The following is a 24598-nucleotide window of genomic DNA, read 5'->3' as shown; positions in this document are numbered from 1 at the left end:
ATGAAAGAATTTGTAGATAATCTAAAAAGAGATAAAGCAAGAGGAGACTTAGCTCCTCATCAAATTATATTATTACTTTCTTTGCACAAGTTGTACTCAGAAAATAAATCTAATACATTTGAAATAGGCGATTTAATGGACGCTTTTAACTTGACATGGAAAGAACATCAAAATAGTTTTAAAACTAAAAACTGTAATCTAGGAATGCCTTTAAAGGTCTTTGTTAATAAAGAATATCTTGAAATTGACATTAATGAGGAAATCAATGATTTTAGGAGTAAAACTGAACTCAAAACTAAAATAACTTCAATAATAATTAGCCAGTTATTATTGAAGTTATTAAAGAAGACTGAGTTTACTAATTATTTAAAAACAAGAATTAGTTCATAATAAGAACCTTATAACTGCATGTTTTTTAGTTTAATAAATGGAAGTAAATATGTGTTTTTAAGAAAGTTTTTTAAACTTGTCTAACCTTTTTATCCTAAAAGTGTTTTTTTCTCTATTCGCTTAAATAAAGGAATTATTTCATCGACTTCTTTATACCGTTGTTGTTTACTATGACTTAACATTGTTTTTAATATTGGAAAAACCTCTCTAAATTCACGATTAAAATCAGATAAGCGCACTGACCCTATAGGAGCATTATGTTGAAAAATATACCAAAATAATTTACCTAATTGAAAAATATCAGATTGATTATCAATTTCACAGTCAAATCCTGAAATAAACCTCTTGTTTTCAGTTAAGTACTTATTCATTGCTTCTGGAGAAATCCACCCCCTTGGCCCTATAAATTCTGAAGCCCTATCTAATTCGTGATCCAAATACCTTCCTTCTACTAAGCCTAAATCTCCTATCTTCCATTTTCCATTAACCATAAAGATATTATCAGGTTTAATGTCTCTATGATAAATTTTATGAAAGTACAATTCTTTAATACCTTCCAATATTTCTTTGCAAAATTTTATCTTAGTATTAAAATCAATCTCTAAATGGTTTTGCTCTACATAATCTTTTAAATCATTCTGAGCATACTCCATTGTATAAAAAAGATAGAACTTACCATCTATTAAACATTCTCCACTATCATAAATCTCAATTATATTCTGTGAAATTGTATCCTTACAAAGATTTAATGCCTGAATCTCATTTAAAAATCTTTTATGAATTTTCTTAAAAGACGAGCCTCTACTATTTTTTTTAAAATTGAATTTTAAAATTTTCAAAATCGAATCGGGTGTTATACTATCTAAATCAGCATAATCTTCCTCATTTTGAATTTCAGCATCTGAATAAAGCTTTAATATTATTGAATTTCCACCTTTATTTCCTTCTTCACTGAGTTTTTTAAAAATATAATCTACATTATTTATGTTAATTAAATTATTTTGAGGCTGAGAATAATCAATATTATCAATTTTCTTATCATATGATAACTTTATGAAATCTGGAAAATTAAAATTCATAAATTAATTATTAAACAATTCTATATTCAATAAATAATATTGATTTACCTTTTCCAAAGAAATTTTTTCTTCTCCATATATTTCATCAAAATAAAAAATGATATCTGATAAAATTTCGTTTTCATTTATATTTTCTGCTTTATTTAATAAAGTGTTTTCGAAAAAATCTAATCTAGATCTTCTCGCTATCTTAGAATTACTTTGAGAAACACAATTCTGAGCATATTTTTTAAAAGGCTCACAATCTTCATTAGTAGGTCTAATAAATTGATATCCATCAGTATCTTTACCATCAAATTCTAGTAGAATTCTGTATTGATATAATAAGGTTTCATTGCTTAAATAGACGTGTTTATTTATAAAATTAAAAAGAGTATAAAAATCATTACGCTGCCTATAACGAGTACTGTTGATTCTTTTAAACTCATCTAGAAATGTGATTTTATTTATTATTTTTTTAAAATTACTTTCAAGTTTTTCTGATTCTAATTCTGAAATATCTTGTTGAAAAATTTCTTTATCAATAAATTGCTTTTTGTCTCGAATACCTTCGTACCCCTCGTTCACATTATTTTCTACATCTTTATAACTCATTAATAAATAACCTAGAAGTTCTTGAACGAAATCCCTATCATTTAATCTTAATGCAGCAGTATTTGTAAAAAGATCTAAATTAACAAACTGTTGGTTTGATGTTAGTTTTTCAGATAGCTTCAGAAATTTAGTTTCTTGAAACTCAGACCTCTGAACCTCTGGGTTATTTAAAAACTTTCCTTTTTTATTTATTAAAACATAAAACTCTCTTATTTCTTCAGGGTTTGCTTTCTCAATATAAACTACCGGTATTTCGTAATTTAAAAAATCTTCAATCTGGATATTCTGCTGAATGTCCTTTTTTGCAAACTTTATTTCGTTTTTATAATGCCTGTAAATAGTTCGAGATCTTTGTTGGCCATCTACCATTTCAATATTTCCGTTATCTAAAACATTAAAAAAAAGGTTAGGTAATGGGTATTTTTTATATATCGTATTAATTAATTCCTTTTGATCACTTAATGACCAAATATACTCCCTTTGATAGGATGGTGATAAATCTAGAATCTCTCTATCAATAAGAGCTATCAAGTCCTTTACTGGTAATGATTTTAAAAAATATTTCATAAAATTTGTTTTTAAATAAAACAACTAGCGCAACCATCTCCTTCAGCTTCTAATATTTCATCTTGCCAAGATTGTCCTGTCCTAGATTTTTTCTTTTGTCTATTCATTCTTAAATAATGCTCTTTCTTAATAGCTTCTACTCTCTCTGGCTTATTTAGTACCTCCAGAGATTCCGCCATCCAGGTATACCCTTCTTTTTCATATTCAATAGCTTTTACATATAAATCGGGGTGTTGCTCTAGTAACCAAACCCATTCTATTTTTTGTTGGTAAAAACAGAAGAAACAACCAGAACGACTTCTAGAGTAGGTTCCTTTTTTTATTTCCCCATCAATTTCTACTTGGTATTCGATAGGCTTATAATATGCAGGTACCCCAACCCCAGATTCTTCAAGTATTTGAAAAACATCGTTAAGCCCTATGATTTCATCATTTTCAATTAACGGAAATACATCTAGCTTACCTATTGGATAGTCTGTAGTTTTTAGGAACTCAAAAACAACTTTATTAAACAGTTTTAAATCCACATCCATTAAAGCATTTAGCTTTTGCGTTTGTGTAAACTTAGGAGAAATAGGTTGTTCTATATACTGTAGAGCGTTAGCCAATACATTCTTATTAGAATATTCAGTATAATACGCTTTAACCATTTCAATATTAGAATTGATTAATAGTTTTTTTATAACATCTTCACTCCAAATATTTTTTCTAAAAGGAAATATAGTTTGGATGTTTTCTTTTTTAGAGATATATCCCTCTCTATTTTCATCACCTCTAATCCCAACATAGGAAATAGTGGGCTCATCACCTACATAAGATTCAAAAGGCTGTAATTTCATCTTATTAGTACACCATCTAGCCGTAGCAGAAGGCAGGTAACCTCCATACATAGCTAAAAAATGATCAAAAGGATTCTTCATTGGAGAGTTGTCCTCATCCATAGACTTATACAACTCAATATCTCTCCCTAGAACAGAATTTAAACGACCTATCAAGTCGTATGTTTCCTTAAGTTCTTTACCCGTGTCACAGGTATAATATTCTATATCTAATTCTGGATATTTTTGACTCATGTAAATAGATAGTGCAGCACTATCTTTTCCGCCTGATATACCTAATAGATGTTTTACTTTTTCCATTACTAAATATGCATTTCTTTTGAAAGCAACTCTATTAAAAGTTCTTTCCTTTTAGCTTCATCTAATTTATTAATTGTTTCGCTTATATTTTTCTTGATAGACATAAATTCTTTTGAACTATTTGTGTCTACAACTAAGGATTTATCAACAAATTCTCCTGTCTCACCAAAAAAGCGAATAGAGTATAATGTCCCTTTATTTGAATTTTTATTAAAATTACGGATTTCCGAAGCTTTTATTAAGCCTAAAGACAAATCTTTTATTGTATCCATTAATAATGGTTCTTCTTCGTCTAATAAATCTTCAAGACCTTTTCCTAAGGCTGCATCTGCAACAGATTTAATCCAGCTTATTCTATCATCTAAAGGAGACATCAACCGTTTGTAAAAAACACTTTGAACTTTACCTAAAGTCGATGGATTAATTTGATTAATCTTAGAGTTAATTTCATTTTTATAAACTTCAAACTCCCGAGATGAGCAATAAAGTGAATCTATAATAACCTGTTCTACCCTATTAAGCAATTCATCATAAGCACTACGTATTTCTCTTATTGCATCCTGTATGTGATTAGTAAATGAATTAAGAACCTCTACATCTTCTTTTATAGCTAATGAATGATAACCCAATGCTGTAGGGAATAAATTAAACAAGGCATCCTCAGGATCTCTAGACTTCATGATTGCCTCTCTTAACTTAACTGCCTTAATAGATAATTTGTCGGTTTTAAGAGTGTAATTATTTAATCCTCTTTGAAATCTTAAAAAGTTTCCGAAAATCGATAAAAAAGTAGACTGCGTACCTTTTGAATTAGAATCACCAATTTGCACTAATTCCTTATAACTCTCTAGCAGATTAACCTTTAATCCAGAAACGTCGTAACTTTTGACCAAGAAGTCTTGAGGCTTTTTATGAATCAAATCTATTGTATCTTCTGTTATAAAAGGAACAAACCCTCCATTTGAATGAAACAAAGCATAATCTTCCTTTTTGGCTATCAAAAAGAGCGGTACCCAAAAGTCAATAAAGCCTTTTTTGAGTTTATAGGGCTTTTGTTCCAATAGCTCATAAAATTCAAGTAAGTTTTTTTTATTAGATAAAGTACTTTTTAGAAAATCTTCAGATTCTTGCCATAAATTATACAAGTAAGACATCTTATCTGGCTTCTTTAACTCATAATAACCTAATTTTTTATTTTCTTGATGTATACCTGAATCCTTTAATAAACTAATATAAATAGCTTTTTGAGGAGGAAATTTATCATCAGGAAAGTCTAAATTTTCTAAGTGAACATTCTCCAATAAACTTCTTATCAAATATTTTCTAGCTGTACTAATAGGCGTGCTTAAAAATTGCTTATTTATAAGTTCATTGTTAAATACTGGTGTTTTTTCGTAAATAGTGTAACATATCTCCGTTAGCCATTCGTAAAGTTTATGCTTACTTACTATAAGTTCAGCTTTACCATTATTAATCCAGATATTCTTATCATTATTAAATAACTTGTTAATGACAAGATTTTCTAGCTGTTGTAAATGAAACTCCCTTTCAGAATTTAAAAGTTTTAATGCATTTTTATCGTCTTGATGTTTTTCTAAAAGCTTATTAAATTTAAGAATCATTAAAACCTCATTTCTAATCTGAAAAGAATTCTTATACAAAACAAAAATATTAGAAACAGAATCTTTTGATTTCTTTTTAATATCAGAAACTTTTAAATCTTCAAAAACTAAGTTAATATAGCCATCTATTACGCCTTCAGCTTCTGTAACTTCATTAAAGGAGTCGAATATTCGGTATTCAAAAAAACGTCTTGTACCCGTTTCAAAAGAGTATCTTTTAACCAGTATTACAGGCAAATCCACAAGGGATTTAATTTCATTGGCAATAGAGAAATCAGGATTAATTTCTCTGCTAACAGTAATGAGCTCTTGTTCTAGATCTAAATCTGTGCCTTCTAAAAAATTTATTTTATTACTATGTTTATAAAACCTAATAATACCTGTTCTTTCAAGTTCATCTAAAATAGGTAGAACATCAGAACCTCTTGTTAGTTTAAAATATCTAGCTATAAATTTTTTATCGAAAAGCCCCCCTACCTTAGAGAAAATATTAACTAATCCTATCGTTTTTATTACTTCTGAAACTTTTAAGTAATCTTCTTCAAAAACTAATTCAGCTCTTTCTAAAGCCCTAAATGTAGTTAGCCATTGTGCTCTATGTGGATTATCTGAACTATTAATTTCTGTTGACAATGTGTTTACTAAATAATCATACACATTAGAAACAGAATAAAAATTTTCTTTTAATTGCTTAACCGAATAATCTGTGTCATCATTTAAAAATGAAAACAATGATCTTTCATTTTGACCATAACGTTGAAGGGAATTAACTAAAACATTTGATGACAACCAATCTAATGGATATAAAGAATTACTTAATTCTTCATTAACCAACTTATTGTGACTTACTAATTTTGAGTTCTGTATTAATTTTAATAAGTTTTTAAAATCGGATTTATGTTTTACGGGAATTAAAAATTCCTTTAACTTTTTACTAGCAAAATAAATAAGTTGTTCTACAGGTTCGTTAAAAACTAAATCTACAAATCGCCCTTTAACTTTCTCCCATTCTAACTTATCTTGACTAGACAAGCTATTACCATAACTTGAAAAATTTTGATGTAACGTAATAATAAAATACGTTTCATTTGAATCATCATTTGCCCACTCGGAAATTTGTTGAATTAAAAATAACTCATCAGCAGATTTATTCTTTGAAGCATATTCTAAAAATTTACCAAACTCATCAATAATTAATACAACCCCTTTTTTAGTTGCAAGAGCTTTTACCCTCCTCTTTTCTAGAGCGTTAATTATTCTAGAATTATCAACTTCTCCTTTAAGATTAAGTTCTTTACTTAATACATTTAGAAGAGAATTATTCTCGCCTATTATTTTTATAAATTCATAATCTACAATACTATTTTCTTTGGGTAATAGGTCATTAAAAAATATCTTTTCTTTATTTAAATTTTTTTCAAGAGCCCAAAGAAATGTCGATTTACCTGTACCATAGTTACCTATTAAGTTAAATGATTTATTAGCACCATAATTATTAATAAAAATTCTATCAAAAATCTCTTTAGTGTTAGGCGTTACTACATAATCTATTTCCTTAGATTCATCCCTAACTATATTGGTTGAAATATTATTACTGTATGCCATAGTGCTTTTTCAACATTATATTTTTAAAATTCTCTGAATTATTTTTCACTTGTAACTGCCTAACTCCTGCGTCATCTTTATAAATAAATTCATTGTTTTCATCACAAAGCTTATCTATCAGAATTTCTAATCCTTCATTAGATAAACACAGATAAGAACCAATTTTCTTTCTTATTTCATCATAAGTAATTGATGTTTCATTTTTAAATTCATCTAATATGCAATACCCGAAAATCTCACAAGACACGCTGTCTTGAACACCTCTGTTTAACCTATAAATAGTTTGGTTTGCTGCATTCTTTCTTCCCGTATCTGACACTAGATTCAAGCTCAGCAACGGGGCGTTAAAATCATCTTCTACGGTTTTTTCATTTTTAGCAGGAGAAACATAAGTTCGAATAAAAACCTTAAAATCAGAGTTAAAAGTTTTTTCAGCTACTTCTTTTATCCCCTTATTTACAAGTAATCTATTAACGTAATTAAAAATTTGATATTCAGAAAAATCCAGAGTAGCTTTATCTGAAAAATAACTTGAAAATATTAATTGAAAAATTGACGAATGATTAGTTTTGCATAAATAATATTGAAGCAACCATAAAGAGCCATCATTCTCCAAATAAGGATCTAATTTGTCTTCAAGAAATAATAACTTTGCAAAGTTACTTACCTCATCATCTTTGCTTATAACACCAAAAGCTCTTAACCAATGATTAATTGATCTAACCATATTTTTACCAACACCTAATAAAGAGATTGCTCTGTTTTCTTTAAAAACATCCGTACCCTCTTCTATACCAACTAGTTGAGCTCCTTTTAAAATCCATTGCTCCTTGCAATGAAACGTATCGTGCCCTGAAAATCTATAAGATTCTTGATCTGAAATCATTAATTTTAGTGTAAATTTAATTATAAGTGCAAGATAATATATTATATTTATCTAAATGGATGAACTCATCCATTTGTAAATTATTTATTGTTAATGCTTTATAAAAAATAACAAACATATTTCAACAAGTTGATTATCAATTATTTAAATAAAAAAAAACATGTCCCTTGAAAAAGAAAATAAAAATTGGATATCAAGTAAGGATGCTATAAAAATTGCTAAAATAAAAAGTTGTGATTTGATGCATTATAGAGTTCAAGGTAAATTGAAGTTTGAAAAGCGAGGTAATGCTTATTTCTACTCTAAAGAAAGCATAGAAAACATAAAATAACCCAACTTCTAAATAAATAGAAGCTGGGCATCACTCAACTCAAAAACCAATGATGTTTAGAAACATCACCGAGAGTTTGTGCTAGTCCATTAGTAAATTCAAATGCATTTACATTCCTATCACTAAAAGTGTCAATATAACTACTCTTATTAGCTGATGTGAATAGATTATAGACATTCCAAAGGTTAATAGTGCCATCTTTATTTTTACAAAATCTTTCATCATGATAATAATCTTTTGCAATAGTAGATATCTGCCCATCATTAAGAAGTAAATTAGGGATTTCTAATTTCTGTTCTTTAGGCAAATACCCATACAACTTGGCACGTCCCACTAATTGAGCAAACTGCTTTTCTGTAAGACTGTACTCTGTTAATTGTTTCATCTGAAACAGGTGTTTTTCTGAATCATAGTTTTTAATCAGCTCCATTACTTTACTAGCCAACTCTTGTACAGAGCCTACACGCATTTCTGAAGCAATACCATCTGTGCTAATACATAAGTTACAGCATACCAGATTCTGAAAGCCTATAAATACTTGAAACTTCTCTACAGACTTTTTACTGTAAAGATTTTCTCTATTGTATGCGCGTACTCCACCAATAGTTAAAGCTAGTTTGTTTCCATTAATAGTTTCTGTAATACTTGGTACACGAATTATGAATGCCATACGTTCATAATACGTAGTCTTTTCATGGTCTAGTAATTCTTTAGCTGACTTATGGATTGCTGAAGGAGTCCTACCTTTAATTTGGTGACTAATTCTAATCTCTGGCACATCAATACTATGATGACTGAATACTATGCTAGCACAATTATGTGTAACTTCAATAAATTCATGGTGACTTATTGTACGTTCATTATCTTTTGAAAAGACTGGTATAATACAATCTCTTTGTAAATGAGACAAGTCTACTGTTTTGGTGTTAGCTTCAATAAAAGGATTATGATTGTATTCAGATTCAATAACTGGATTTAAGATACTTTCTAACTCAATTACAGGCGTAACAGGCAAAAGTTCTAAAACTGGCTTAGGAATGATTTGCATGTCCATTTTGACTAAAGTTTTTAGGGTTAATTAATTCTTCTAGTTGCACTTTCTTTTTAATAAATTGAGATTGTAGACTTTGCTGATAAGATGGAAATTCTCTATAAATTTCTGATAAATCTGAAACAGACAATGCACCATTTATCTTATCTAGCACTTCTTGAGTTGTAACAGGTTTTGCATTACACCATTTTAAGAGTCTTTCTCCTGTTTTAGATGTTATTACAAATTCGTGTGATGATGAAAATAGATTAGTCCTGTCCTTTGAAGCTTTTGCCAGATGCTGGTCATTTAATAATTCAAAGTTTACAGTAAGCTCATATTCAAAGCCTTCTCTTGTAACTTCTTTAGTACCATGTTTAACAACTTTAGATTTGCCATTTGAAGCTACATCTAAAGAGTAGTCCATTTTTCTTCTAGCTGTTGTTATTACATGACAGCTAGATTGAAGTATCTTATCTATAAAGGCTTGATGACGCGGTGTTACTAATGACCAATCTTGCCATCTACCACCGAGTTTAGCATGTATATCTAAGCAACCACCTTTTCCATTCCATTCGTGAGTTATAGAATCTATAATTATCACTTCTATATTGGATTTTTCACATACATCAATAGCCTCATTATATCTTTCAGGACTATAAGGTGCAGATAAGTCTAATACATTAAATGTTCCTAGATTTGAATAGAGTGATGCAGAAGAATTCTCACTATCTATTACTGCTATTTTAGACCAATCTCCTGTCATCCCAAAAGCTAACAATAAAGCTGAATGAGTTTTTCCAAAACCACTTGCACCAGAAATACCTAGTCTAAGTTTCACATTTTGTCTTTTACTTTGTTTTAAGTTCATAATTTAAAAAATTTAAGATTAATATTTATCTGAATTATTTTTCAGATTTAAATGAAAAAGAGCAGACATAAAGCCTGCTCTTTGATACTGCAATGATTGCAGTTTTTACATAATTTGCAATGTTTTTTAAACTAACTTTCTATATTCTCCATGTTTTACTTTTTCTAGGATTCCTTCGGCTTGCCATCTTTTTAATATTTCAGCAAAAGTTCTTTCAGGTACTTCTAATTCTGTAGCTAATTCAACTCCCCTACCTCTTTTAAAGACCTCAGGTAATTCTGCTAATATTTGCCTATCCTGTACAGTAAGCTTTTTAACTTTTTTTGAATAGCTATCATAAACTTTTAAACTATGGTCTGTTAAAAATTTAATTAAGTATAATACTGTTTCTAAGTCATTATTATTAACCTCCAGAACTAATGACTCTTCTTGAACTCTAGAAGTATTTCTTATTATAGTTAGTATCATTATCAATCTAAATGCCATGACTCCTAATCTTTTAGTTACTGATATAAAGTCTGATTTATTTGTGAGAAACACATTATTGATAAGCTTCATATCAGTATTAAATCTATCCCATTGTAATTCATTCATTACAATATAAATACTATCTAATTTTATAAGCCTATTATACAAATCCTTAATAGATTCCCCAGCTTCTTTGAATGATGACTCCATACTAATACTACCTATTCTATTTCTTGGCGATACATCTTTCCATCCTTCAACTTCATCAAAAAAATAATAAATAAACCTACTAAATAATCCGTTTTCCTTTGATGCAACTAATGGTTGCAACTGGTTTGGTGTACCTGATAATACCAATGACAATTTAGGCTCATCAATTTCATAAAACCTATCACTTCTACTGATACTACATGTTTCATGGTGAAATGCTTTTCTCATTAAATCTGAAAAATCTCCCCAATCTTGCTTTAGCATATTTGAAAGTGAATCAGCCTCAGTTTCAAACATTAATACACTATCTTCAGAGTGCTTTAAATGATGATAAAGTTTAGAACTTGACACATTCCCTGGAATAACTTTAGAAATTCTTTGCGGCTTTTCATTTGCTTCTCTATCTTGATTTCTAGAGTATTCTTGTAACTTTCTTTTGTATTCCTCTTGTTTTTCTTTGTGAATTGGCTGAATCAATAATTTACTCCATCTCATTGCTCCTTTCCCACTTGCGGGTGGTGCAATAATAAATGTGTATAAATTTGGAGATATAACACTATCCCTATACTTTCCTTTCACATTCGGCAAACAAGCACTTAGAACACCTAGTGATGAGATAAGAACAATATCTTTCTCTCTTTCTTCAAATTGGCTAGTCAATTGATTTAATGGCTCTGGCAAGTTCATATATACTTCATTTGGTATATATTCTTTTGAACTCATAGTTACAGCAACTTCTGATGGGCCCTCAAAAATTGCTTTCTTTTCTTCTGTAGATTCTTTATAAATCATTTTTAAAAATTTAATTACGTCACAGGACTTTCCTGTGATTTTTACAAATTTCGTGATGATTTTAAAAATTATATTAGAAATACGCTCTTCTTAAGAAACAGAAAAGAAGAAAAAAATATAAGAATTTGTTTCAAGCTGATATTAAGTATGATAGTTTTTAGGTCGAGAAATATAATGCCTAAGATATTTAATATCAATAAAGTCTAATAGTACTCGAATGTTAGTATACAACTGAACATATTCAATATTCTGCTTAGTAGGTATAGAAAAAATATGCAAGAATGCACCCGTACATCTCAATGATTCATCTCCAGAAATAGTAAAGTCTTTAAAATAATTAAAAAGTAAATTAATAATTTCACTTTTAAATCGTTCTGAATTTTTCTTCAAATTATATGGGTTAGTCTTTTCCAATATCTCTAATTTACGCTTTGCAAAATTCATCTCATTAACTCCAAGATTATCCATTATTGCATTATAAACATCATCAACTATAAAAAAATTTTGAAGTGAGAGATTATCCCCTGACTTGTTTTTAAACAGAATACCCTTGTAATCAGACCTATCCTTACTTTTAAGATAAACTTCTAAGAAATCTAACAAACTTTCATAATCCCTTCTATGATTACTAAAATCTTCACCTGACTGTCCTAAAAGCTCATTAAAACTATTAGAAAATTTTTCTTGCATAGCACATCCTAGTATTCGAAAATCATCTAGTTTATCAACTAAACCTTTAGAATCCAAAAATGCTTTTAAAATACCATCATTAAACTTAAAAATATTAAGCATACTGAAAGATGTAACAAATGGAGATGCTATTTCATTCAATTGTAAATTAAGTGAAACACTATTGACCTCATAAGCAACAAGATTTTCACTATTTAAATTAATACCATATTCTTGGTGTTGTCCATTAAATTCTCTCCATTTATATATCATATATTGCAAATAATGCAGAATCTGCAACTTATGCAAATTCAACATGTTATTTTCTATCTTTTAATTTGCTTTTCAAGTTCATAATATGCTCACTTACTTTCTTCTGAACAACCTTTGCATAATGTCTTTGAGTAATATCTACTTTTGAATGACCTAATAATTCTGAAACAATTTCCATAGGTACATCATTGTATAAAAGCACTGTAGTTGCAAAAGTTTTTCTAGCTATATGATGTGTTAACCTTTTATTAATACATACTATTTCAGCAATCTCTTTGAGATAAGAATTAAATTTTTGATTTGAAATAACTGGTAATAACTTGTCATCGGTCATATCCTGATATCTAGCTATAATTATTTTCGCAGTCGGTAGTAATGGCACAGATACTTTTGAATTAGTTTTCTTTCTATACATATGAATCCATTCATTCCCATCAAACCCTTTAATTATATGCTCTCTAGACAATACTGACATTTCCGCATAAGCTAACCCTGTATAACAGCAAAATACAAACATATCTCTTACCTGCTTTAGCCTAGTTTGAGCAATATTATATTCTTCAAGTCTTGCCAATTCTTTAGTATCTAAATAAACTACTTTACGCTCATATCTTTTAGGCTTATACAACAAGAAAGGGTCTTTTAATAAATACTCTTCTGCAATTGCTAGTTTGATAATCTTACGTACTCTTTGTATACTTTTATTTATAGTTATCTGCTTATGCTCTTTTTCTGACTTTAAATAAAAATCAAAATCATCAATAAATTTTATTGTTAATGACTCTAGAGCAACATCACTACGATTATACTTACTTCGAATAAAATTCTGTATATGTGATTTAGCTTCATTAAACTTATTCATTGTAGACTGAGTATATTCTAAACCTATCAGTTTTTTCATTTTAGCATTATGGATATCAAAAACTTCAAGGAGTGTTTTCTGAGACTTGATATTTTCACCTTTATATTGAAATAATATATCTTCAACATCAAAAGTAATATTGTTAACCTGTAGAAATAAAAAAGCCTGATTAATATTTTGCTTAATCAGACCTAGCTGTGTATTTATAAAATCATTCTCTTTATTAGATGGTTGAGTTTTCTGCATTTTACTGTACCACATCTTTGGATTTACAAAGAATCCAGTTGAAAACTCTTTTCTCTTTTTAGCGTATGTAATTCTACACCTTATAGGACATTCTCCCTTTTTATTCTGCCTAACCTTTTGAAGTAAAAACAGGATTAATAATCTATTGTTATTCATTTCATTACGTGTTTAAAAATGGTACACCTGAAAAAGAAAATGGTACACCTGATTGTATGCCTAATTTTTGAAGATTTAGACATATTTAAAATTATATTAGAATTTGAAAAACCCTATATCCTTTGATTTTAGGGCATAAAAAAAGGAGACTCATTTCTGAATCTCCTTAAGGTAGTAGCGGGAACTGGACTCGAACCAGTGACCTTCGGGTTATGAGCCCGACGAGCTACCTACTGCTCTATCCCGCGATTTGTATTTCCGAAGATTATCTTAGCTTTTAACTTTCGATTCATAATGTCGACCTAATCGTTTCGGACTGCAAATATACAACCCTTTTTGCATATTACAAGCATTATTTCAACTTTTTTTATTGCTCAATATTAAGAGCTTCAAAACCAATAAGTTCAGTCTCCTCAAATTGTGGAGAAATTTGAATTGGATTGCAACACACCTCGCAATCCTCTACATAGGTTTGCTTAGTTACACTTGAATCTAGTAACATTGATATGGTTTCCCAACAATATGGACATTGAAAATAGTGCTCAAACATAACTTACTTTTTATCAAAAATAAAAATAGCCAACCAAAGGTTGACTATTTTAAATATATTTTAACAGGAAGTTATTCTTGGTTTAAAACAACTTCTGAGTCCTCTAAAAATAATGCCATTTTGTTTGGCGAGTCGTCCACTACTGTCAGATAATCGTTATTTAGTAAATTATCACTTACCATAACTAATTTTAAATTAGATAATTGAGATAACTCAAAAGGTAACGTTCCAGATAACTTATTGCTTGATAACACTAACTCTTCAAGGTTTGACAATTCGGCAATGCTTTCTGGAATTTGACCTTCTAATTGGTTATCTAATAAGCTTAATTTTTTTAATGCTTTTAAGTTACTAATATCAAAAGGTATTGATCCACTTAAAAAGTTACTTCCTAACTCTAAGTTACGTAATTTAGTTAGACTTGTAATTGACTGTGGAATTTCACCTGTAAATTGATTACTGTATAATGCTAGCGATTCTAAATTAGAAAGGCTACCAATCCAATTAGGAATTTCTCCATCAAATTGATTTAAAAACAATTGTAAAGAATACAAGCTTTGCATGCTAGACATAGTTTCTGGCAAATCTCCGGATAACTTATTAAAACTTAGATTTAATACTTGTAAGTTGCTTAATTGTGCTATTTCTGAAGGTATAGACCCTTGTAGATTATTAAATGACAAATTTAAACTTACAATTTTAGAGTCTAATACTGTAACGCCATGCCAAGTATCTATTGAGGCATCAAGATCCCAAGTAGTATTCCACTCTGGTCCATTAGTATTATTATAAAGCGCTATTAAAGCTTCTTTCTCAGAATTTGATACACTTGCGAATGCTACACAAGCAAAAAGAAACATCACTAAAGTTAATTTTATCGTTTTCATGTTAATGATTTAGGATTAACTACATCAAACTTAACACAAAAGAGGTTAAATGACAAATTATTTCGATTAAATGCATTAAACATTAACATTTAATTTGAAATTTAACTCCATTTTATAAAACTAAAGTCAATAGCTCTTCATTTACTAAAATAATCAACCGTTTTAAAGGGTTGAAAATAAAAACTTTAAAACTTCACATTCAACAACTCTCCACTTAATTGTAACAATTGTAATTCTGCTAATTTAGCTTCATATTTTGCTTGATTTCTACTTAATTCCGCATTAAGTAAATTAAGCTGAGCTTGTCTAAACTCGATTGAATTAACTTGACCAATTTTGAATTGCTCTTGAGTACGTTCAAAATTACTTTCTGAAGTTATAATATTTTGCTGTTGTATTGTATATATATTTAGCTTATTGTAGAAATCTTCCCAAGCATTTTCAAAATCTCTTTCAATACCTATTAGGATGTTTTGTTTTTGAAGTTGTTGCGTCTCTAGATTAACTTTAGCATTTTTCACTCTAGTTATTGTTCCGCCTCCATCAAACAAATTCCATGTTAAATTTAAACCTCCAGATAAGCCTGTATTTGTACTAACTGCTACAAAGGATGCTGCATTATTATTGTTTTTATTCCAACCGTAAGTTCCATTTAAGCCTACTGTTGGCAGGTAGCCTGATTTACTTGATTTAATATCCAATTGGCTTATTGCAATATTTTTATCTGTTTGAAGTAAAGCTACATTTCTAGTTTTTGCTTTTTCAAACAAGCTGTCTTTTTGAAACTGTAAAGTAAAGTCCACTGCTGTACTAACAGAAAAATCCGATTCTAAAGCATTACCTAATACAACATTTAAGTCACGCTTTGCATTTTTTAATTGTTGTGTAGCAGAGATTATATTTATACTATCGTTATTTATATCCACTTCGGCATTTAAAACACCTAATTTAGTGTTTTGACCGTAATCAAATTGGTATTGCGCACGTACTAATCTATCCTTGGAAACATTCAATGTTTCTGATAAGGCATCTAAATTTTCTGTAAGCTGTGCGACGCTATAATATACAGAAAACAACTGTGTAATTGTATTTTCAATAGTCTCTCTGGCTTGCAAATCTGACAATTGATATTGTTCTTTTAAGCTTTTATAATTATAACGTCTACCTAAACCATCAAATAGTGTATAATTTAAGCTCACTGAAGCATTATACCTGTCACTTTCTGCTCCATTTAAAACGGTTGATGTTCCGTTTGAAAATTCAGCTTCGGTATTATCTAAATTATAAGTTGCTCCTGCATTACCTGTAAGTGTAGGTAAAAAACCAGAATTTAAAATGCTTGTATTATTTTCGGCAACTCTAACTGCGTTATTCGCTATTTTAATTCCGTAGTTATTTTCTAAAGCTAATTTTACAGCTTGTTCTTGTGTTAAAACATCCTGCGCTTTACCTATAGTAACACAACAAAATATTGCTATAACTAGATTGTAATTAATGCTCATTTTCTTCATTTTGTTCTTTAATAGCACGTTCTACTTCTTCTTTAGTTACCTCATTACCTGTGAACAACCATTTAGCATTTTGCTTAATAGTATTACTAAACGATAAAAATAAAGGCAATACTAATAAGGTCAAAACAGTTGCATATGCTATACCAAAAGATATAGAGATTGCCATAGGTTTTAAAAATTGTGCTTGTCTACTTTTTTCTAATAGTAAAGGTGCTAATCCTGCAATTGTAGTTAAAGACGTTAGAAAAATGGCTCTGAAACGTGATTTTCCAGCTTCAGAAATTGCTACATCAAACGTCATACCTTCTTTTAAGTTACTATTAAACTTACCAATAAGTACCAACCCATCATTAACCATGATACCTATTAACGCAATTATCCCTAATAATGATAAAATGTTAACCGGAAACCCTAATATCCAGTGTCCCCAAGCTACTGCTGTTAAACTAAACGGAATTAATAATAAGAGTAATATAGGTTGACTGTAGCTTCTAAAAGTAAAAGCTATTGTAATATATATTAACAATAAAATTGGTATTCCTGCTTGCGCTAAAGAACTTGATAATTTAGTTGCTTCCCTATTTTGTCCTTCAAATGAAGCTGTAATTGTTGGATATTTGGATTGTAATTGTGGAATAAAATTAACTTTAATATCATCCAAAATATCTGTACTACTTGTGCTAGGATCTTTTAAATCTGCAGATACTCTAATTTCTCTTAAACCTTCTAAGTGATTAATTGCTACATCTCCTCTTTCAATTGTATAACTAGCAATATCTTTTAAATTAACACGCTCTCCAGTTGGTGTTAAAATACGCATATCGTCTAAATCGTTAATCGAGTTTCTGTTTGGTCTATCATACCTAACCCAAACTCTAATCTCATCCTGTCCACGCTGAAAACGTTGTGCTTGCACGCCAAAAAATCCAGAACGTACCTGAGTCATGACTGTACGTAAATCTAACCCTAAAAGATAAGCACTTTCTTTAAGTTGCAATCTAATTTCCTTAATACCAGCTGGATCATTATCCTCTATATCCTTAAGTAACGGATTAGTTTCTAAATAGTTTTTCATTTCTATTTTAGACGCTTTAAGCTCTTCGATATTATTACCTAATAATGATACAGATACAGGACTACCTCCAAAGTTTCCTCCAGATCCAAATATCAAACGCTCTGTACCAATAACTGGTCCAACTAATTCTCTTAATCTATTAGCAACCATTGACGCTTTAATGGCGTCTGGACGTTCTTCTCCTGGAAGCATATTTAATCTTAAAGATGCGCTAGAACTACTACTTAGTGTCAAAATTGTGTTTTCAAATAACTGTTTATCTGATCCTTTTAAATACTTTTCTGTTAGCTCTTGATTAACTATAAACGATTTTTCTTCTATCATAGAAATAATAGAATCAGTAACCTTAACATTTGTTCCGTTAGGCATTTCTAGCTGAATGGTAACTGTATCACTAGCAATACTTGGAAACAAAGTCACACCGATAATACCTCCTCCAATAGACCCAAAAGTTAATACTAACAACCCAATAAAAATACCTAAAGACAATATTTTAAACTCAAGTACAAAGTCTAAAGTTGGTGTGTAAACTTTATCTCTTAAAAAGGACATCAATCTATCTCCTGCTTTATTGATAAACCTCATTTTACCAAAAAACTGTTTTAGTTTTGATGGATTTTCTTCTTCAACATAAGGTCGTAAAGCTTTAGAATGCGCTAAGTGAGCTGGTAAAATAATTAATGCTTCAACCAATGATACCACTAAGGTTAGAATAACTATGACGGAAACTTCACCAAAAAACTCTCCAATCCTACTATCTAAAAATAAGAATAGCGAAAAGGCTAATAATGTTGTTATAATTGCTGAAACCACAGGAGGAATTACTTCCATTGTACCATCAATAGCTGCTTGAATTGGCGTTTTACCTTTTTCGTAATGTTGATATATATTCTCTGCAATTACAATACCATCATCCACTAAAATACCAATAACAATAATCATCCCAAATAAGGATAATACGTTAATGGTAACATCAAATTGTCCTGCAAAAATAAACATTCCTAAAAATGAAATTGGTAACCCAAAGGCTACCCAAAATGCTAATCTTGTATTTAAAAAAAGTGATAGAAATACCAATACTAAAATCATACCTACTATTGCATTTTCTGCAAGTAACTCTGTACGCTGATTTAATGTAATAGATAAATCCCTTACAATATTTAATTGTGCATTATTATGTTGTTGATTATACGCAATGATGTAATCCTTAACTTTATCTGCAGAGATTATAAGATCTTCATTATTTGTACTTGTTACAGTAATATTAACTGCTAATTGTTGATTAAAATACGTGGCATTTGGTGTTTCAGAAAAACGATCTCTGACAATAGCGACATCCTTTAAACGCACTACTTTACCATCTGCTGAAGCTTTTACAATAATATTAGACATTTCGTCTCCATAATATTGTTTATTGTTAGCCCTAATCAGATACTCCTCAGCATCCGTTTTTATATTACCTCCTGTTACTAATATATTAGATGTTGATACCGCATTGGCAACATCACTAAATGTTATATTATACGCCAATAAACTGCCTTCATTTACAGCAATTTCAATTTCTTCTTCAGGATAACCAGACACTTCAATTTGCGAAATACCATCAATAGCACGTAAGTCATTTTCTACCTGACGACCTAATTGTTTTAATGTGGCTAACGGAATGTCTTTTCCGCTTAAAGCGAAAGAAATAGTTTGACGGACTTCTTCCTGTTTAGAAACGACTAGAGGTTCCATACCTGTTGGAAAGGTTGGCACTCTGTCCACTGCATTTTTTACCTCAAGTAGCATAAAGTCAAGGTTTTCACCTTTTTCAATCTCGACAGTAATTGTTCCGCTATTTTCTCTAGACACAGAGGTTACACGATCAACACCTTTAAGACCTTTTAAATTTTCTTCGATTTGAAGTACAATACCTTCCTCAATTTCTTGAGGAGATGCTCCAGGATACGCAATACTAACGTTAATAATTTTAGACTCCACTAAAGGAAAAAACGAAGACTTTAAAGACGAATATCCTAGAATACCAAAAACAGCAAATGCTAAAATAAAGACATTAACTGCTACGTGATATTTGATAAAATAAGTGATTATTTTTCTCATTATTCTGCGCTATTGTTTGTTTTGTTATTTTCAACAAATGGCTGTACTAACATTCCTGCATACGCTCCTGGAACGGTACGTTTTAAAATAACTGTTCCGTTAGGTACGTCTTTTAAAACTACTTTAGTATCAGAAAAATGAATTGGTTTAGCTGGCATCACATCCAGCAAACTGTCCTTAATAACAAATATTTCTTGGTTGTCTGTTAGTAAGTTTCGGTCTATCTCAATAGCGTTATCAATACTTTTAGCATTTAAATTTGCCTCTAAATACATACCTTCTTTAAGGTTACTATCTTCAACTTCAATAAAAGCAGTAACTGTTTGTGTGGTTGCGTCAATACTACCGTTAACACGCGACACTTTACCTGTATAAGATTCTGTTTTATCTAAATTAGTTAAACTAACGGTTTCGCCTACTTTTAAGATATTGGCAAAGCTTTTACTAATAGCCACTTGCATCTCATAAACTGAAGGATTAATAAATTCTCCTAGTTTTTGACCATTTCTAATTAAAGATCCTTCTGTTGCCAAAGCCTCTGTTAAAATCCCATTAAAAGGCGCAGTTATAGTATACTTAGACAAACGTTGCTCTAAATTTTTTACATTGTAGTAATTTGTGATAATACCACGTCCAGTAATAAAGTAGTTTTCTTTATCAGATGATATTTCTGGTAATTTTGGTGTGGTTTTGTTTAAGTCAAAACTAGTCAAATAGCTTTGCCATTTTTGGAACACATCTGGAAAATCCAAACGTAAATCTGGCATTATTGCAGCTATCGAGTTGTATAAATTACTTTTTGAAGATTGTACACTAGCATAATACTCTGCAGCATCCACACGAATTAAGGTTTGCCCTTTACGATAGTTTTGACCTGGTTTAAAAAGGTAACTACCATTACGAAATATACCTTGTACTTCCGAGTAAAGCTCTACACGTTGCTTAGCTGTTAAATTTCCATTTGCAGCAATTACAATAGGTATAGTCGTATTATTGACCGTATCTGTAAATACAGTTTTAATAACTTTAGCTGCTATGGGCTTTGGTTTATTTTTATTATCTACTAAAGATTTAGAAATAAAAATGGCAGCAATAATAAGTAAAACACCTAAGATTGATAGTATAATTTTGCGCATGTACTTGGTTTTGACAGTAAGACCCCAAAATTAGCCTATAGTTTAGACGTTAAATGTTAAAAAAAACCTAAAAGAAATAACTAAAATGCTTCCAATTGCAACGTGATATCTTCCCAATCTTGCATTAGCTTTGCTAATTGGTCTTTTTTAGCTTGATAGTTTTCAAAAAACTTAGGTTTAGCAACGGTTTCATCGTAGTTAGTAGCTAACTCAGCATCAATTGATTTAATTTCTTTTTCTAATTGATTAATTTTAGACTCGCAATTACTTAACTTGTTATTTAAGGACTTAACTTTTTTCTGGTCTTCGTAGGATTGTTTAGGTGTTTCTTTAGGCTGACTTTTAATAACCGTTCGTTTTTCTACTTCACGTAAGTTTTCAACATTACGTTGCTCTAAATAATAATCAACATCTCCTAAATACTTTTTAATGTTTCCATCTTTAAATTCAAAAACAGTATTAGTTAATCCTTTTAAAAAATCCCTATCGTGAGATACTAATATTAAAGTCCCTTCAAAACGCTGTAAGGCATCTTTTAAAACGTTTTTAGATTTAATATCCAAGTGGTTAGTAGGCTCATCCATTATCAAAACATTAAATGGCTGCAACATTAATTTAGCTAAAGCTAACCTATTACGCTCTCCTCCAGACAATACTCTAACATATTTTTCTGCTTCCTCACCTCTAAATAAAAAAGATCCTAAAATATCACGGACTTTACTTCTATTGGTTTCGTTAGCAGCATCAATCATAGTATCTAATACAGTTTTACTACCATCTAAATATTCTGCTTGATTTTGTGCAAAGTACCCTATTTGCACATTGTGACCTAACTTAAGATGACCATCATGCTTTAAGTCGCCAACTAAAATCTTAGCCAAGGTTGATTTACCTTGACCATTTTGACCGACAAAAGCAGTTTTAACATCACGCTCTATTAATAAATCAACACCTGTTAAAACTTGATTATCACCATAACTTTTTGAAACACTATTCGCTTCGACCACAACTTTTCCTGGCGTTATAGACACTGGAAAATTTAGGGTCATTACACTGTTGTCATCTTCATCAACCTCGATACGATCAATCTTATCTAGCTTTTTCATTAAAGATTGTGCCATAGTTGCTTTACTGGCTTTGGCTCTAAACTTTTCAATCAACTTTTCAGTTTGTTCTATCTGTTTTTGTTGATTTTTTTGAGACGCTAACTGTTGTGTTCTAATTTCTTCTCGCAACACTAAATATTGCGTATAAGGTTTTGGATAATCATAAATACGTCCTAAAGAAATCTCGATAGTACGATTAGTTACATTATCTAAAAACATCTTATCGTGCGACACAATTGCGACAGCACCTGGATAATTTTTTAAAAAACCTTCTAACCAGATAATAGACTCGATATCCAAGTGGTTAGTTGGCTCATCCAAAAGTAGCACATCATTATTTTGTAATAGTAATTTGGCCAGCTCGATACGCATACGCCATCCACCAGAAAACGTATCGGTTAGTTTATTAAAGTCTTCACGTTTAAATCCTAAACCTTGTAGTATTTTTTCAGTTTCACCTTGATAGTTATAACCACCTAAAATCTCATATTGATGTTGTATATCACTCAGTTCTACCATAAAATCATGATACGCATCACTTTCATAATCTGTACGCTCTGCTAATTGCGTATTAATATGCTCAATTTTTGCTTCAATCTCTTTAATTTCAGTGAAAGCTTGATACGATTCTTCTAAAACAGTTCTACCTAAAACAAAATCTATGTCCTGTTTTAAGAAACCAATTTTTAAAGTTTTATCTGCTGCAATTTGACCAGAATCTGGTTCTAATTCCTTTGACAAAATTTTAAGCATCGTTGACTTTCCGGCTCCATTTTTACCAATAAGTCCTACTCTATCACCATTTCCTAATTTAAATGTGATGTCTTCAAAAAGGTATTCTCCTTGAAATGAAATGGATAAATTATGAATATTTAGCATGAATTGTGACTTATGTTACTTAATGTTGAAAGAATAAAACTTAAATTTGTAGTTGAAGTTTTAAACTTCACTACCAATTTTTTTGAATTGCAAAAGTACACAATTATTATGTTTAAAAAAGGCTCTAAATTATACTCTATTTTTACAGGTGCTTGTCCAAAGTGTCACCAAGAATCTATGTATACAAATCCAAACCCATATGTGCTAAATAAACTTTTTAGTATGAATGAGCGTTGTAGTCATTGCAACACTAAATATCAAATAGAACCATCCTTTTTTTATGGGTCAATGTACGTTAGTTATGGTGTTGGAATTGCTTTTGCTGTTGCTGCTTTTGTAATAAGCTACATATTTTTAGGCAGTACACTTAACACTGCTTTTATTGCTATTATTGCAGCAATGATTGTCTTTTACCCAGTTATAGTTAGACTATCAAGAAATATATGGATTAATATTTTTATGAGTTATGACAAAAATTTAGCTGAAAAATCAAGCGCAAATAAATAACAGTATTTAGTAAAACCTACTGCAATCAATCTCAGCATCTATTGCTACATTGTTTTCTATAAAATTGTATAATTGGTTAGCTACATAAGGTGCTATCATAACTCCACGAGAACCTAATCCATTAAAAAGGTACATGTTTTTAAAATCTTTATGTCTACCTACCAAAGGTTTTCTATCCTTAACTGTTGGTCTAACACCTGCTACTTGAGTCAACACTTTAAAATCACACTTTACAAAGGTTTTAAGCTTATCTAAAAGCATATCTCTAGCCTCTGTTGTAATTGTGTTGGTCTTATCTTTTTGTTCGTATGTAGACCCAACACGATAAGTATCATTACCTAATGGTATTACAAACACACTGGATTTAAGTACATAATCCAATTTTAATTCTGGTGCATGTATAGTTAACAACTGCCCTTTTGTACCACCTAATGGTAATGCTTTAAAAAATGGGTTTTGCTTAATTCCAAAACCTTCCGCAAAAACAATGTGTTTAGCCTCAATATCATTATATACGACTTGATTGTCTTTACAAACTAAACTATTATGATTAAATGACTGACTAATCAAGTAACCTTTAGATAATAAATCAGATTTATAATTTTGAACTAAAAGTTTAGTGTCTAATCTTCCAGTACTCAAAACCTCTCCAAGCTTAAACTGTGCGTCTACATTTGGATTTACATTATCTATAAGTGTAGTATTTATAAAAGGTTTTAAACCGACTTTATCAGATGCTTCAAACCAATTATTTTGCTCCTCTAAAGACGTAAAACGTCGTCTGACTGGAACCTTATAATCTAAGTCAACACCAAAATCTTTTTCTAGTTGATTATAAACAGGTAAGGCTGTTTTTAATTGCTCTTCACTTTTCCAAACAGGAGTAAATCTTTTTAAAGTTACAGGATTATATAATCCACCTGCAACAATGGATGATTGCTGAGAGCTATCTTCAAAAACTACAAACGATTTATTATTTGCTTTAAGCTTTTCGCAAAACGAAATACCAGCAAGTCCACATCCTACAATTATATAATCTACTTTCATAATGCAA

The 24598-nt window shown here is 30.1% G+C and carries 20 protein-coding genes and 1 tRNA gene; 3 read left to right on the top strand and 18 right to left on the bottom strand.

From position 1 onward, the window contains the following. A complete protein-coding gene (locus WNY60_RS13450; RefSeq protein WP_342862656.1) occupies positions 1-390 on the top strand; it encodes a hypothetical protein in 390 nt (129 codons plus the stop codon). Between the two features lie 89 nt (positions 391-479). Here the strand turns inward: WNY60_RS13450 and WNY60_RS13445 are convergent, their stop codons facing one another. From WNY60_RS13445 to WNY60_RS13425, 5 genes are read right to left on the bottom strand one after another with little or no spacing between them, the layout of a single operon-like run. Further along, positions 480-1469, bottom strand: coding sequence for a protein kinase (locus WNY60_RS13445; protein ID WP_342862655.1), 990 nt, complete (start codon positions 1467-1469; stop codon positions 480-482). Positions 1470-1472: 3 nt separating this feature from the next. Then, entirely contained in the window at positions 1473-2630 is a 1158-nt protein-coding gene (locus WNY60_RS13440) for a DUF262 domain-containing protein (protein ID WP_342862654.1), read from the bottom strand. A gap of 11 nt (positions 2631-2641) precedes the next feature. Then, positions 2642-3769: a phosphoadenosine phosphosulfate reductase family protein gene (locus WNY60_RS13435; protein ID WP_342862653.1), complete on the bottom strand. Its 1128-nt coding sequence runs from the start codon at positions 3767-3769 to the stop codon at positions 2642-2644. A gap of 2 nt (positions 3770-3771) precedes the next feature. After that, a complete protein-coding gene (locus WNY60_RS13430; protein WP_342862652.1) occupies positions 3772-6996 on the bottom strand; it encodes a hypothetical protein in 3225 nt (1074 codons plus the stop codon). Beyond that, a complete protein-coding gene (locus WNY60_RS13425) occupies positions 6983-7882 on the bottom strand; it encodes a DUF4007 family protein (RefSeq protein WP_342862651.1) in 900 nt (299 codons plus the stop codon). Before WNY60_RS13425 ends, WNY60_RS13430 begins: the two co-directional genes overlap by 14 nt. A gap of 160 nt (positions 7883-8042) precedes the next feature. On the opposite strand from WNY60_RS13425, the gene WNY60_RS13420 reads away from it, so the two are divergent. Then, complete coding sequence (locus WNY60_RS13420; RefSeq protein WP_342862650.1) at positions 8043-8213, top strand: hypothetical protein; 171 nt, start codon at positions 8043-8045, stop codon at positions 8211-8213. A gap of 34 nt (positions 8214-8247) precedes the next feature. Here WNY60_RS13420 and WNY60_RS13415 read toward each other — a convergent pair whose 3' ends face one another. From WNY60_RS13415 to WNY60_RS13360, 12 genes are all read right to left on the bottom strand, one after another. Beyond that, entirely contained in the window at positions 8248-9267 is a 1020-nt protein-coding gene (locus WNY60_RS13415; RefSeq protein ID WP_342862649.1) for a DUF3871 family protein, read from the bottom strand. Then, entirely contained in the window at positions 9245-10084 is an 840-nt protein-coding gene (locus tag WNY60_RS13410; protein ID WP_342862648.1) for an AAA family ATPase, read from the bottom strand. The genes WNY60_RS13415 and WNY60_RS13410 overlap by 23 nt, the downstream gene beginning before the upstream one ends. 156 nt (positions 10085-10240) lie before the next feature. Further along, on the bottom strand, positions 10241-11584 hold the full coding sequence (locus WNY60_RS13405; protein WP_342862647.1) for a DUF3987 domain-containing protein: 1344 nt from the start codon (positions 11582-11584) through the stop codon (positions 10241-10243). Positions 11585-11725: 141 nt separating this feature from the next. Next, entirely contained in the window at positions 11726-12571 is an 846-nt protein-coding gene (locus tag WNY60_RS13400) for a hypothetical protein (protein ID WP_342862646.1), read from the bottom strand. Position 12572: 1 nt separating this feature from the next. Next, positions 12573-13790 (bottom strand): site-specific integrase, encoded by a 1218-nt coding sequence (locus WNY60_RS13395; RefSeq protein WP_342862645.1) that lies wholly within the window; start codon positions 13788-13790, stop codon positions 12573-12575. A gap of 175 nt (positions 13791-13965) precedes the next feature. Further along, positions 13966-14038, bottom strand: a tRNA-Met gene (locus WNY60_RS13390). A 119-nt stretch (positions 14039-14157) separates the two neighbouring features. After that, on the bottom strand, positions 14158-14340 hold the full coding sequence (locus WNY60_RS13385; RefSeq protein ID WP_342862644.1) for a CPXCG motif-containing cysteine-rich protein: 183 nt from the start codon (positions 14338-14340) through the stop codon (positions 14158-14160). A 71-nt stretch (positions 14341-14411) separates the two neighbouring features. Then, positions 14412-15227, bottom strand: a complete 816-nt coding sequence (locus WNY60_RS13380; protein WP_339809171.1) for a Two component regulator three Y domain protein — start codon at positions 15225-15227, stop codon at positions 14412-14414. A gap of 185 nt (positions 15228-15412) precedes the next feature. Then, complete coding sequence (locus WNY60_RS13375) at positions 15413-16729, bottom strand: TolC family protein (protein WP_342862643.1); 1317 nt, start codon at positions 16727-16729, stop codon at positions 15413-15415. Further along, positions 16719-19916 carry an efflux RND transporter permease subunit gene (locus WNY60_RS13370; RefSeq protein WP_342862642.1) on the bottom strand — a complete coding sequence of 1066 codons (3198 nt, stop codon included), beginning with the start codon at positions 19914-19916 and terminating at the stop codon, positions 16719-16721. Before WNY60_RS13370 ends, WNY60_RS13375 begins: the two co-directional genes overlap by 11 nt. Further along, positions 19916-21052 (bottom strand): HlyD family efflux transporter periplasmic adaptor subunit, encoded by a 1137-nt coding sequence (locus WNY60_RS13365; RefSeq protein ID WP_145003264.1) that lies wholly within the window; start codon positions 21050-21052, stop codon positions 19916-19918. Before WNY60_RS13365 ends, WNY60_RS13370 begins: the two co-directional genes overlap by 1 nt. 80 nt (positions 21053-21132) lie before the next feature. Beyond that, a complete protein-coding gene (locus WNY60_RS13360; RefSeq protein WP_342862641.1) occupies positions 21133-23037 on the bottom strand; it encodes an ABC-F family ATP-binding cassette domain-containing protein in 1905 nt (634 codons plus the stop codon). A 108-nt stretch (positions 23038-23145) separates the two neighbouring features. Between WNY60_RS13360 and WNY60_RS13355 the strand changes: the two genes are divergently transcribed. Next, on the top strand, positions 23146-23544 hold the full coding sequence (locus WNY60_RS13355) for a DUF983 domain-containing protein (RefSeq protein WP_342862640.1): 399 nt from the start codon (positions 23146-23148) through the stop codon (positions 23542-23544). Positions 23545-23550: 6 nt separating this feature from the next. Here the strand turns inward: WNY60_RS13355 and WNY60_RS13350 are convergent, their stop codons facing one another. Further along, positions 23551-24591 (bottom strand): FAD-dependent oxidoreductase, encoded by a 1041-nt coding sequence (locus WNY60_RS13350; protein ID WP_342862639.1) that lies wholly within the window; start codon positions 24589-24591, stop codon positions 23551-23553. Positions 24592-24598: the final 7 nt, after the last annotated feature.

The organism is Olleya sp. AS48, from assembly GCF_038900355.1.
GTDB lineage: Bacteria > Bacteroidota > Bacteroidia > Flavobacteriales > Flavobacteriaceae > Olleya.
Note: the sequence above shows the minus strand (reverse complement) of the source record. Positions and strands in the feature narration are given on the sequence as shown.